Source organism: Streptomyces sp. NEAU-YJ-81, from assembly GCF_017592595.1.
In the GTDB taxonomy this organism is placed as follows: Bacteria; Actinomycetota; Actinomycetes; order Streptomycetales; family Streptomycetaceae; genus Streptomyces; species Streptomyces hygroscopicus_B.
On sequence record NZ_JAGFNO010000009.1, the window covers coordinates 316,501 to 330,227 of the forward strand.

A 13,727-nucleotide genomic window follows, 5' to 3' on the forward strand; every position below is an offset into this window, starting at 1 on the left:
TCGAAGAGCGGCCTCCGAAGAGGTGTCAGCCGGAGGCCGCAGGGGTGGAAACGAGGAACTCCTGAACGCGAGCGGCGCTCGCCACCGTGACCGTCATCAATGTCCTCACCTCCTGCTTTCCTCAACGCGTAGCAACACGGGCCAACACGGAACGGGGAAACCGTAGCCCATCCCCGCGCGAGGGCGCCATCCATTTTCTTTCGTTGAAAGCGAACGGTCGCCACCAACGGCCCTATCGGCAGCGGAACATGGCTCCTCAACAGGGTTCCCGAACATGCTTGCGCGTCTCTCGGACGCTGAGGTACCTTCACGACAGTTGATCTTTGTCGTGCCATGACCACCATCCAGCCGTCATGTCAATGGATTATTCGCGTTCCGCCGTTCCATCGAGTCATCACGTCATCGATCAAGGCCGGATTGCACGGTGCGATAAATACGTCAGGTCACCAGGTCACGGGGGAGTGTACCTAGTTGTCCACAGTCGCCGATTCGCCATGGCATCACCATGTCCATGATTCGGTAGCGGTCATCGGTTTCTCTTGTCGTTTACCCGGAGCCCGGACGCCCGAGGAATTCTGGCGGCTGCTCAGCGACGGCGCGGACACGGTGACTTCCGTACCGGAAGATCGATGGACGCCACATCAATCCGGCGGCGGGTCCGGGCCCGAAGCCGAAGCGGGGATGGAATTCGGCGCCTTCCTGGACCGGGCGGACCACTTCGACGCCGACTTCTTCGGTATATCGCCGCGCGAGGCCGCCGCCATGGACCCCCAGCAGCGGCTGATGCTCGAACTCGGCTGGGAAACCCTGGAAGACGCGGGCCTCACCCCGGCCCGGATCGCGCAAGGGCGGACAGGGGTGTTCGTCGGCGCCATCAACGACGACTACGCCACGTTGCTGCGGCGGCACGGCGATTCCGCGGTCACCCATCACACCCTGACCGGTCTCCAGCGCGGCATGATCGCCAACCGGCTCTCCTATCTGCTGCGCACCCGCGGCCCCAGCATGGTGGTGGACTCGGGCCAGTCGTCCTCGCTGGTCGCGGTGCACACGGCCTGCCAGAGCCTGCGCAACGGCGAATGCGACACCGCTCTCGCGGGCGGTGTCCACCTCAATCTCGCGTACGACGGCGCGCTCAGCGCCGCACGCTTCGGTGGGCTCTCCCCGGACGGCCGGTGTTTCACCTTCGACGCCCGGGCCAACGGCTTCGTCCGAGGCGAGGGCGGCGGTCTGGTGCTGCTCAAACCCCTCGCCCGCGCGCTCGCCGACGGCGACCGGATCCATGGGGTGCTGCGCGGCGGCGCGGTCAACAACGACGGCGGCGGGGACAGTCTCACCACCCCCAGCCGGACCGCCCAGGAGGAGGTGCTGCGCCGGGCGTACGCCGCGGCCGGGGTCGGCCCCGACGAGGTGCAGTACGTCGAACTGCACGGCACCGGCACGGCCGTCGGCGACCCCATCGAGGCGGCGGCGCTGGCCGAGGTGGTCGGCGCCGCACGCACGAAGGACCGCCCGCTGCTGGTGGGGTCCGCCAAGACGAACGTGGGCCATCTGGAAGGGGCCGCGGGGATCACCGGCCTGATCAAGGTCCTGCTCTGCCTCAAGGCGGCGCATCTCCCGCCCAGCCTCAACTTCCGCACCCCCAACCCCGCGATTCCGCTGGAGGAGTGGAATCTGCGGGTGCAGACCGCGCTGTCGGCGTGGCCGCGCCCGGATGCGCCGCTGATCGCCGGGGTGTCGTCCTTCGGCGTCGGCGGGACCAACGCCCATGTGATCGTGGAGCGGGCCCCGGTGGGGCGGCTCGCGGAGGGTGGCGAGGCCGGGGGCGCGGGCGTCCGGGGCGGTGTCCCGGGTGTGCGGGGCGGTGACGGGGGCGCCCGCGGCCGGGTCCCGGGTGCCCTGGCCGGTGCGGTGCTGCCGTGGGTGGTCTCGGGTCGGTCGGCTGCCGGAGTACGGGCGCAGGCGGCGCGGCTACGGGAGTTCGCGGCGGACGGTGAGGTCTCCCCCGTCGACATCGCTTGGTCGCTCGCGGAGCACCGAACGGCGCTGGAACACCGTGCCGTGGTGGTGGCCGGGGACCGCGACGGGTTCCTGGCCGGGCTGGACGCGCTGGCTTCCGGTGAGCCCTCCGCCCATGTGGTCAATGGGGTGGCTGCGAGCGAGTCGACCGCGGGTCCGGTGTTCGTCTTTCCGGGTCAAGGATCGCAGTGGGTGGGCATGGCCGCCGAACTGCTCGACGTCTCGCCCGTGTTCGCCGCATCCATCGACCGGTGCGCCCGGGCAATGGCCCCGCACACCGACTGGGACCTCCTCGACGTTCTGCGGGAGACCGAGGACGGCGCCGCGCTGGAGCGGGCGGAAGTGCTGCAGCCCGCGCTCTGGGCCGTGATGGTCTCGCTGACGCGGGTGTGGCGTTCGCTCGGCGTCGTCCCGTCGGCGGTGGTGGGCCACTCACAGGGCGAGATCGCGGCCGCCTGCGCGGCCGGAGCGCTGTCGCTGGAGGACGGCGCCCGGCTGATCGCCGTGCGCAGCCGACTCGCCGGGGCGCTGATCGGCGGGGGCGGTCTCGCGTCCATCGGCGCGTCGGCGGAGCGGGCGGCCGAGCTGTTCGCGGGCCGGGACGACGTATGGATCGCCGCGGTCAACGGCCCCGGCGCGACGGTGGTCGGGGGCAGCCTGGAGGGGCTGGCCGAGGTCATGGCCAGCGCGGAGGCCGCCGGGCTGCGCCACCGCGCGGTGGCCACGGCGTATGCCTCGCACACCCCGCATGTCGAGGCGATCCGCGAGGAGTTCCTGCGGCTCGCGGCGCCGATCGCCCCGCGCGCCGGGGACGTGCCGATGTACTCGACCGTCACCGCCGCCCCCATCGCGGGCGAGGCGCTGGACGCCGCGTACTGGTACCGCAACCTCCGCGAACAGGTCCGCTTCCACGACACCGTCCAGCACCTGATCACCGACGGCAACTCCCTCTTCCTGGAGAGCAGTTCGCACCCGGTCCTCGCCACCGCCGTCCAGGACACGGGCGGCCTCGCCGTCGGCACCCTGCGCCGGGGCGAGGGCGACACCCGGCGACTGCTCCTCTCGCTGGCCCAGCTCTGGGTGCACGGGGCCGCCCCCGACTGGGCGACGGTGTTCGCCGGGACCGGCGCCCGCCGGGCCGAGCTGCCCGGCCGGGCCTTCCAGCGGCGCCGCCACTGGTTCGACACCGTGGCCGCCACGGCGGCCACGGACCTGGCCCAGGAACTTGCCCCGGACCTCGCCCAGGGCCTCGATGTGGCCCATCAGGTGCGGGCCCAGGCCACCGCCGTCCTCGGACATACGACGGCGGCCGAGCTCGACACCGGGCGGACCTTCAAGGACCTCGGCTTCGACTCGATCTCGCTCAGCGATCTGTGCAACCGCATCAACACCGCACTGGGCACCCGCCTCTCCCCCGCCGCGCTCTTCAGCCACCCGACCCCGGCCAGACTCGCGGAACACCTCGCCGCCACCACGTCCACGTCCGCCGCCGGGCCCGCGCCCTCCGGGGCACCCTCCGAACGCTCCGAACCGGCCGCGGCCACCGGCGAGGACGAGCCGATCGCCATCATCGCGATGAGCTGCCGCCTCCCCGGTGGTGTGCGGTCCCCGGAGGACCTGTGGCGGCTGGTGGCGGACGGACGGGACGCCATCTCGCCGTTCCCGGACGACCGGGGCTGGGACCTCGAACGGCTGCACGCCACCGAGGGCGCCGGCAGCAGCTTCGCCCGCAGCGGTGGATTCATCGACGGGGCCACCGACTTCGACGCCCGCTTCTTCGGCATCTCCCCGCGCGAAGCCCTGGCGATGGACCCTCAGCAACGGCTGCTGCTGGAGACCTCCTGGGAGCTGCTGGAGCGCGCGGGCATCACCCCGGGCGCGCTGCGCGCCAGCCGTACCGGTGTGTTCGTCGGCGCCATGGACCAGGAGTACGGGCCACGGCTGCACGAGGCGCCGGAGGCGGTGGACGGCTATCTCCTCACCGGCAAGACCGCGAGTGTCGCCTCAGGCCGCATCGCCTATCTGCTCGGGCTCACCGGGCCCGCCATCACCCTGGACACCGCCTGCTCGTCCTCGCTGGTGGCCCTGCATCTCGCGGTGCAATCGCTGCGGCGGGGCGAATCCTCACTGGCCCTGGCCGGCGGGGTGACGGTCCTCAACACCCCGGGAATCTTCACCGAGTTCAGCCGCCAGGGCGGGCTGTCCCGCGACGGCCGGTGCAAGGCGTTCGCGGCCGGGGCCGATGGCACCGGAATGGCGGAGGGCGTCGGCATGCTGCTGGTGGAGCGGCTGTCCGACGCCCGCCGCAACGGCCATCGGGTGCTCGGGGTGATCCGTGGCACGGCGGTCAACCAGGACGGCGCCTCCAACGGCCTCACCGCGCCCAACGGCCTCTCACAGGAGCAGGTGGTCCGGCAGGCGCTGGCGGACGCGGGCCTGTCGCCCTCCGATGTGGATCTGATCGAGGCACACGGCACGGGCACGGCGCTCGGCGATCCGATCGAGGCACAGGCGCTGCTCGCCACGTACGGCCAGAACCGGCCCGCCGATCGGCCCGTACTGCTGGGCTCGGTGAAGTCCAACATCGGCCATACGCAGGCGGCGGCCGGGGTCGCGGGCGTCATCAAGTCGGTCATGGCGATGCGGCACGGGGTCGTCCCCGCCACGCTGCATGTGGACGAGCCGACCCCGCATGTCGACTGGGCCTCCGGCGGTGTGGAGCTGGTGACCGAGGGGCGTCCGTGGCCGGAAGCCGGACGGGCACGGCGGGCCGGGGTCTCGTCGTTCGGCATCAGCGGGACCAACGCCCATGTGGTCCTGGAAGAGCCCCCACCGGCCCCCGTCCCCTCCCCCGCTGCCCGTCCCGCCACTTCGGCGGCGGCCATGCGGACGGATGGTGTGCTGCCATGGGTGGTGTCGGGCCGGACGCCCGCCGCGTTGCGGGCGCAGGCGGCCCGGCTACGGGAGTTTGCCGCCGCCTCCGACGCCATGCCGTCGGACGTCGGGTGGGCGCTGGCGACACAGCGGGCGGCCCTGGAACACCGTGCGGTGGTGGTGGCCGGAGACCGGGACGACTTCCTGGCCGGGCTGGACGCGATCGCCTCCGGTGAGCCCGCGGGTCAGGTGATCGGCGGCGCGGTGCAGGGTGCGTCGGAGGGCGCTGCTGGTCCGGTGTTCGTCTTTCCGGGGCAGGGGTCGCAGTGGGTCGGCATGGCCGCTGAACTGCTGGATGCCTCACCGGTGTTCGCCGAATCCATCGACCGCTGTGCTCAGGCCCTGGCCCCGCATATCGGCTGGGATCTGCTCGATGTGCTGCGGGAGACCGGGGATGGCGCGGCGCTGGAACGGGTGGATGTGGTCCAGCCCGCCCTCTGGGCCGTGATGGTGTCCCTCGCCCAGGTGTGGCGTTCGCTCGGCGTCGGGCCCTCCGCCGTCGTGGGCCACTCTCAGGGCGAGATCGCGGCCGCGTGCGTGGCCGGTGTGCTTTCCCTGGAGGACGGCGCACGGCTCGTGGCGTTGCGCAGCCGCCTCATCGCCCGGGAACTGGCCGGGCTCGGCGGCATGGTCTCCCTCGCCACCTCCACCGACCAGGCGCATGAGCTGCTGACCGGCCGCGATGACGTATGGATCGCCGCCGTCAACGGGCCCACCTCCACCGTCGTCGCCGGAAGCCCCACCGGGCTCGCCGACGTCATGGCACAAGCAGAAGCCACCGGGGTCCGGGCCCGAGCGGTCGCCGTCGACTACGCCTCCCACACGCCCCACGTCGAACGCATCCGGGAACAGCTCCTCCAGCTCGCCGCACCCATCACCCCCCGCACCGGCGACATCCCCATGTACTCCACCGTCACCGCCACCCCCGTCAACGGCACAACCCTCGACGCCGAGTACTGGTACCTCAACCTCCGCCAACCCGTCCGTCTCCACCACACCCTCCAAGCCCTGCTGGGAGACGGCCACACCCTCTTCCTGGAGTCCAGCGCGCATCCGGTCCTGACCACCGCCGTCGAGGAAACCGGCCACGCCGCCGACCGGCCCGTCCTCGCCACCGGCACCCTGCGCCGTGACCACGGGGGCGTCCGGCAACTCCTCGGCGCGCTCGCCACCCTGTGGGCCCATGGTGTGGACCCCGACTGGACGGCGGTGTTCGCATCCGGCGCCGCCGCACCCGTCGATCTGCCCACCTACGCCTTCCAGCGCGAGCGCTACTGGCTCGCGCCCATCGGCCCCGCCTCCACCGTGCGGGTCGATCTGCCGTCCGCCGTGGGGACCGAGGGGCCCGAGGCGGCCGAAGGACCCGAGGCGCTCGACGGCTTCGCACGCCGGGTGGCCGACGCGGCCGAGGGCGCGCCGCGGCTGCGGGTGGCGCTCGACGAGGTGCGCCGCCACGCGGCCGCCGTGCTGGGGCTGTCGTCGGTGGGTGAGGTGGAGACGCGGAAGGTCTTCCGGGAGCTCGGCTTCGACTCACTGACCGCCGTGGAACTACGGAACCGGCTGGCCACGGCGACGGGTGCGGCACTCGCCCCATCCGTCGTCTTCGACCATCCGACGCCCCTGGCGCTGGCCGAACATGTGCTGGACCGGATCACGGGCCGGGACACCGCCGGAGCGGACCCGTACGCGACGGGCGCCGTGGTGCCGGGGGCCGCCGCCATGGACGAGCCGATCGCGATCGTGGCGACGAGCTGCCGTTTCCCCGCGGGCGTACGGTCGCCCGAGGACCTGTGGCGGCTGCTGATGTCCGACCAGGACACGCTCTCCCCCTTCCCGGCGGACCGCGGCTGGGATCTCGACGCGCTGTATCACCCCGACCCCGAACGCCCCGGCAGCAGCTATGTCCACCAGGGCGGATTCCTCCCGGACGCCGCCGACTTCGACGCCGCCTTCTTCGGCATCTCACCGCGCGAGGCGATGGCGATGGACCCTCAGCAGCGGCTGCTGCTGGAGACCTCCTGGGAAGCTCTGGAGCACGCGGGCATCGACCCGCTGTCGCTGCGCGGCAGTCACACCGGGGTGTTCATCGGCCTCGTACCGCACGGCTATGGCGGTGAGGGCGCCGACACCAAGGGCGCCGAGGGCTATCTCTTCACCGGGGCCGCGGGAAGCGTGGCATCCGGCCGGGTCGCCTACAGCCTCGGGCTGACCGGCCCGGCCGTCACGGTGGACACGGCGTGTTCGTCCTCGCTGGTGGCGCTGCATCTGGCCGTGCAGGCGCTGCGCAACGGCGACTGCGGGATGGCGCTCGTGGGCGGCGTCTCGGTGATCTCCACACCGGGTGTGTTCTCCGAGTTCAGCCATCAGCGCGGGCTCGCCCCCGACGGCCGCTGCAAGCCCTTCGCGGCGGCGGCGGACGGCACCGCGTGGGCGGAGGGCGCGGGCGTACTGCTGGTCGAACGGCTGTCGGAGGCCCGCCGCAACGGCCACCAGGTGCTGGCCGTCATCCGTGGCTCGGCGGTCAACCAGGACGGCGCCTCCAACGGCCTCACCGCACCCAACGGCCCCGCCCAACAGGCGGTCATCCAGCAGGCGTTGGCGAACGCACGCCTGACGCCCTCCGACGTGGATGTGATCGAGGCACACGGGACCGGTACGGCGCTGGGCGACCCCATCGAGGCCCAGGCCCTGCTCGCCACCTACGGCCAGGCCCGATCCGCCGACCGGCCCGCGCTGCTGGGCTCGATGAAGGCCCATGTCGGCCACGCCGGCGCGGCGGCCGGGGTCGCGGGCATCATCAAGATGGTGCTGGCCCTGCGCCACGGCGTCGTTCCACGCACCCTGCATGTGGACGAGCCGACCCCGCATGTGGACTGGGCCTCCGGCGCGGTGACGCTGGTGACCGCGAACACGCCCTGGCCCGAGGCCGAACGAGCACGCCGCGCGGCGGTGTCCTCGTTCGGAGTCAGCGGCACCAACGCACACGTCATCCTCGAAGCGGCACCACACGCAGAGACCACGACCGAATCCGCACCCACCGAGGGCGCGCTGCCGTGGGTGATCTCCGCACGCTCCGAGCCCGCGCTACGAGCACAGGCAGCACAACTGCGCGCCTTCGCCACCACCAGCGACCGGCATCCCGCCGACATCGGCTGGACCCTCGCCCAACACCGCGCCGCGCTCGAACACCGGGCGGTGGTCGTGGCCGCCGACCGGGACACCTTCCTGGCCGGACTGGACGCCATCGCCACCGGCGAACCCGCCCCCCACGTAGTCAGCGGCGTGGCCCCGGCAGAACCGCCCTCCGGCGCGGTCTTCGTCTTTCCGGGGCAGGGTTCGCAGTGGGTCGGCATGGCCGCCGAACTCCTCACCACCACACCGGCGTTCGCCGAAACCATCGACCAGTGCGCCCAGGCCCTCGCCCCGCACATCGACTGGGACCTCCTCGACGTCCTACGCGAGACCTCCGACGACACCGCGCTGGAACGGGTGGACGTGGTCCAGCCCGCCCTCTGGGCCGTCATGGTCTCCCTCGCCCAGGTGTGGCGTTCACTCGGCATCGAGCCCTCCGCCGTCATCGGCCACTCACAAGGCGAGATCGCCGCCGCATGCGTAGCCGGTGCCCTCACCCTCGACGACGGCGCCCGACTCATCGCCCTCCGCAGCCGCCTCATCGCGGAGGAACTCGCCGGACACGGCGGCATGGTCTCCCTGACCACCCCCGCCGACCAGGCACACGAGCTACTGACCGGCCACGACGACGTATGGATCGCCACCGTCAACGGACCCACCTCCACCGTCATCGCCGGAACCCCCACCGCACTCACCGACGTCATGGCACAAGCGGAAGCCACCGGGATCCGGGCCCGAGCGATCGCCGTCGACTACGCCTCCCACACCCCTCACATCGAACGCATCCGGGAGCAGCTCCTCCGGCTCGCCGCACCCATCACCCCCCGCACCGGCGACATCCCCATGTACTCCACCGTCACCGCCACCCCCATCGACGGCGCAACCCTCAACGCCGAGTACTGGTACCGCAACCTCCGCCAACCCGTCCGCTTCCACGACACCGTCCACACCCTCGCCACCGACGGACACACCCTCTACCTCGAAACCAGCCCCCACCCCGTCCTCACCACCGCCATCCAGGAAACCGGCACCCACGCCACCGGCACCCTCCGCCGCAACCACGGTGGCGTCCAGCAACTCCTCACCACCCTCGCCACCCTCTGGACCCACGGCCTCACACCCAACTGGCGAACGGTGCTCACCCCCCACACCCCCACCAACCTCCCCACCTACCCCTTCCAACGCCACCACTACTGGCTGGACACCGCGGCCCCGCACCGGCACCGCGACACCGCGGGCCCGGATGCGCACGCGGGTTTCTGGGAGGTCGTGGAGCGCGAGGACCTGGAGGGGCTGGCGCGGACCCTGCGGTTGGAGGAGTCACAGGCGGAGTTGACGACCCTGCTCCCCGCGCTGTCGGCGTGGCGTCGACGGCAGAGCGCGGCGTCCACGATGGATGCGTGGCGGTATCGCGAGGACTGGAGGCCGCTGCCCGACACCACCGCGCCCGCGCTGTCCGGCACGTGGCTCGTGGTCCTCGCGCCCGAGCAGAAGGGCGGGGCGCTGCATGAGGCGGTCGCCACGGCCCTGAACCGGCACGGGGCCATGGTGGAGACGGTGGTCGTGGCGCCCGACGATCCGCGCCGCTGGGCCGACACCATCGCCGCGCTCGCCCCGCACACCACGGCGCCCGTCGTCGGTGTGCTCTCGTTGCTCGCCCGTGACGAGGCCGTCGGGCTGCACCGCACTCTGCGGCTGATCCAGGGCCTGGAGGCGGCGGGTCTGTTCGCGCCGCTGTGGTGTGTCACCCAGGGCGCGGTGTCCGTCGGCGGCCACGATCCGCTGATGGGCCCGGCGCAGGCGCTGGTGTGGGGTCTGGGGCGGGTGGCGGCACAGGAACTCGCCACTCGCTGGGGCGGGTTGGTGGATCTGCCCCAGGAGCTGGACGAACGGACGACGGCCCGGTTGTGCGCCGTGCTGGCCGCCGGTACCCACGAGGACCAGGTGGCGGTCCGCGCCGCCGGGATCCTCGGACGCCGTATCGTCAGGGCGCCACGCCTCGGCGATGTGCTCGACGACGGCTGGGCCCCCGGCCCCGGTACGGTCCTGATCACCGGTGGCACCGGGGCCCTCGGCAGCCAGGTGGCCCGTCGGCTCGCGGCCCGTGGCGCCGAGCATCTGCTGCTCGTCAGCCGCCGGGGCGACACCGCGCCGGGAGCGGCCGAGCTGGTGGCGGAGCTGACCGCATCGGGAGCCAAGGCGACGGTGGCGGCCTGCGACGTCGGGGACGCCGCCGCACTCCGCGCGCTCGTGGCGTCGATTCCGGCCGCGTACCCGCTGACCTCGGTGTTCCACACGGCGGCCGTCCTGGACGACGCCGCCATCTCCGCCCTCACCCCCGAGCAGGTGGACCGCGTGCTGCGGGTCAAGGCCGATGCGGCGTGGCGGCTGCATGAGCTGACCCGGGACCTGGAGCTGTCCGCGTTCGTGCTGTTCTCCTCCCTGGCGGGCACCGTGGGCATGGTGGGCCAGGGCAACTACGCGCCCGGCAACGCCTATGTGGACGCCCTGGCCCGCCACCGCCGCTCGCGGGGGCTGGTGGCCACCTCCGTGGCCTGGGGTTCCTGGGCGCGGGGCGGTATGGCCGAACGGGACGCGGTGACCGAGCTGCGGCTGCGCCATGGCGTACCGCTGCTGCCGCCGGAGTCGGCGATCCGCGCGCTGGAGGCGGCGCTGGCGGACGGCGAGACGGCCCTGGTCATCGCCGATGTCGACTGGGACCGCTTCGCCCACGCCTACACCGCCGCCCGCCCCAGCCATCTGCTCGATGAGATCCCCGAGGCCCGGCGAGCACTCGGCCCGGCCGACGGTGCGGGGGCCGAGGCCCCCGGTGGCGGTACGGTGGCGTCCCTGCGCGACCGGCTCGCCGACGCGAAGCCCGAGGAACGCGAACGGCGGCTCCTCGATGCCGTACGCGGCCAGGTGGCCGCCGTCCTCGGCCATGACTCGGCCGAGGCCGTGGGCACCAGGCGGCCGTTCCTGGAGCTCGGTCTGGACTCGGTCACCGCGGTGGAGCTGCGCAACCGGCTCGGGAGCGTCACGGGGCTCCCACTGCCCGCCACCCTGATCTTCGACTTCCCGACGGTGGCCGAACTCGTCGGCTATCTGAGCACACAGCTCTTCCCCGGCACCGCGCCCGATACCAGCGGCCCGGATGGCGCCGTCGAAGCGGCCACGAGCGATGGCACGGCCGAACTCGACCGTTTGGAACGGCTATTGGGGACGCTGCCGAGCGACGCCCCCGCCCGCTCCGAGATCGCCGACCGACTGCGCCGGCTGCTCCGGTCCGCCGTGGACACCGTGGACACCGCGAACGCCGTCGAGGAACCGGTGGCGTCCGAGGACCTCGAAGCGGCCACCAACGACGAGCTCTTCGACTACATCGAGAAGGAATTCGGGATCTCCTGACCCCGTTCCGCCCCGCCCGCTCACCAGCCGGTCTGTCCCGCCTACTCACCTCTCACCGCCGACTCTTCGCATGGAGCACCGACATGGACGATGTGCACAAGCTCCGCCACTATCTGACCCGGGTCACCGCGGAGCTCAAGGAGACGCGGGCGCAACTGCGGGCGGCGGAGTCGGCGGCCGGTGAGCCGGTGGCGATCGTCGGAATGAGCTGCCGCTACCCCGGCGGAGTGGCCTCGCCCGAGGCGCTGTGGGAGCTCGTCGAGGGAGGCGGGGACGCCATTTCCGGGTTCCCGGCCGACCGTGGCTGGGATCTGGCGGCGCTGGCCGACCCGGACGGCGAACGGCCGGGCACCTCGTACACCGCCGAGGGCGGATTCCTCCATGACGCGGGCGAGTTCGACGCCGGCTTCTTCGGCATCTCACCACGTGAGGCGCTTGCCATGGACCCCCAGCAGCGGCTGCTGCTGGAGACCTCCTGGGAGCTGTTCGAGCGATCGGGCATCGATCCGGAGTCGCTGCGCGGCAGCCGGACCGGGGTGTTCATCGGCGCCAGCTTCCATGACTACGGCAGCAGGCTGCCCGCGATCCCGGAGGAGGTCGAGGGCCATGCCATGACCGGTGTCGCGGGCAGCGTCGTCTCGGGCCGTATCGCCTACACCTTCGGGCTGACCGGCCCGGCCCTCACCGTGGACACCGCGTGTTCCTCCTCGCTGGTGGCGCTGCATCTGGGAGTGCGGGCGCTGCGCAACGGCGACTGCGGGATGGCGGTCGTCGGCGGTGTCGCCGTGATGTCCACACCGGATCTGTTCACCGAGTTCAGCAGGCAGCAGGGGCTGGCCCGGGACGGCCGGTGCAAGGCGTTCGCCGCCGCCGCGGACGGCATGGGCGCGGCGGAGGGCGTGGGGCTGCTGCTGGTGGAACGGCTCTCCGACGCCCGCCGCAACGGCCACCAGGTGCTCGGCGTGATCCGCGGCTCGGCGGTCAACCAGGACGGCGCCTCCAACGGCCTCACCGCGCCCAACGGCCCCGCCCAACGGCGAGTGATCCGGGACGCGCTGGCCGACGCGAGCGTGGCTTCGTCCGAGGTGGATGTGATCGAGGCGCACGGAACGGGCACAGCGCTCGGCGATCCGATCGAGGCACAGGCCCTGCTCGCCACCTACGGCCAGGACCGGCCCGCCGAACGCCCCGCACTGCTGGGCTCGGTGAAATCCAACATCGGCCACACCCAGGCCGCGGCGGGCATGGCCGGTGTGATCAAGATGGTCCTGGCCATGCGCAACGACGTGGTGCCGCGCACCCTGCATGTGGACGAGCCGACCCCGCATGTGGACTGGGCCTCCGGCGCGGTGACGCTGGTGACCGCGAACACGCCCTGGCCCGAGGCCGAACGAGCACGCCGCGCGGCGGTGTCCTCGTTCGGAGTCAGCGGCACCAACGCACACGTCATCCTCGAAGCGGCACCACACGCAGAGACCACGACCGAATCCGCACCCACCGAGGGCGCGCTGCCGTGGGTGATCTCCGCACGCTCCGAGCCCGCGCTACGAGCACAGGCAGCACAACTGCGCGCCTTCGCCACCACCAGCGACCGGCATCCCGCCGACATCGGCTGGACCCTCGCCCAACACCGCGCCGCGCTCGAACACCGGGCGGTGGTCGTGGCCGCCGACCGGGACACCTTCCTGGCCGGACTGGACGCCATCGCCACCGGCGAACCCGCCCCCCACGTAGTCAGCGGCGTGGCCCCGGCAGAACCGCCCTCCGGCGCGGTCTTCGTCTTTCCGGGGCAGGGTTCGCAGTGGGTCGGCATGGCCGCCGAACTCCTCACCACCACACCGGCGTTCGCCGAAACCATCGACCAGTGCGCCCAGGCCCTCGCCCCGCACATCGACTGGGACCTCCTCGACGTCCTACGCGAGACCTCCGACGACACCGCGCTGGAACGGGTGGACGTGGTCCAGCCCGCCCTCTGGGCCGTCATGGTCTCCCTCGCCCAGGTGTGGCGTTCACTCGGCATCGAGCCCTCCGCCGTCATCGGCCACTCACAAGGCGAGATCGCCGCCGCATGCGTAGCCGGTGCCCTCACCCTCGACGACGGCGCCCGACTCATCGCCCTCCGCAGCCGCCTCATCGCGGAGGAACTCGCCGGACACGGCGGCATGGTCTCCCTGACCACCCCCGCCGACCAGGCACACGAGCTACTGACCGGCCACGACGACGTATGGATCGCC

2 protein-coding genes are annotated in these 13,727 nt (G+C 72.3%); both read left to right on the forward strand.

The features are described from left to right. The first annotated feature begins 471 nt into the window (after positions 1 to 471). Positions 472 to 11,493, forward strand: a complete 11,022-nt coding sequence (locus J5X86_RS22420; RefSeq protein WP_208518513.1) for a type I polyketide synthase — start codon at positions 472 to 474, stop codon at positions 11,491 to 11,493. A 92-nt stretch (positions 11,494 to 11,585) separates the two neighbouring features. Further along, the coding region (locus J5X86_RS22425) for a type I polyketide synthase (RefSeq protein ID WP_374229282.1) at positions 11,586 to 13,727 on the forward strand (2,142 nt) is incomplete at its 3' end.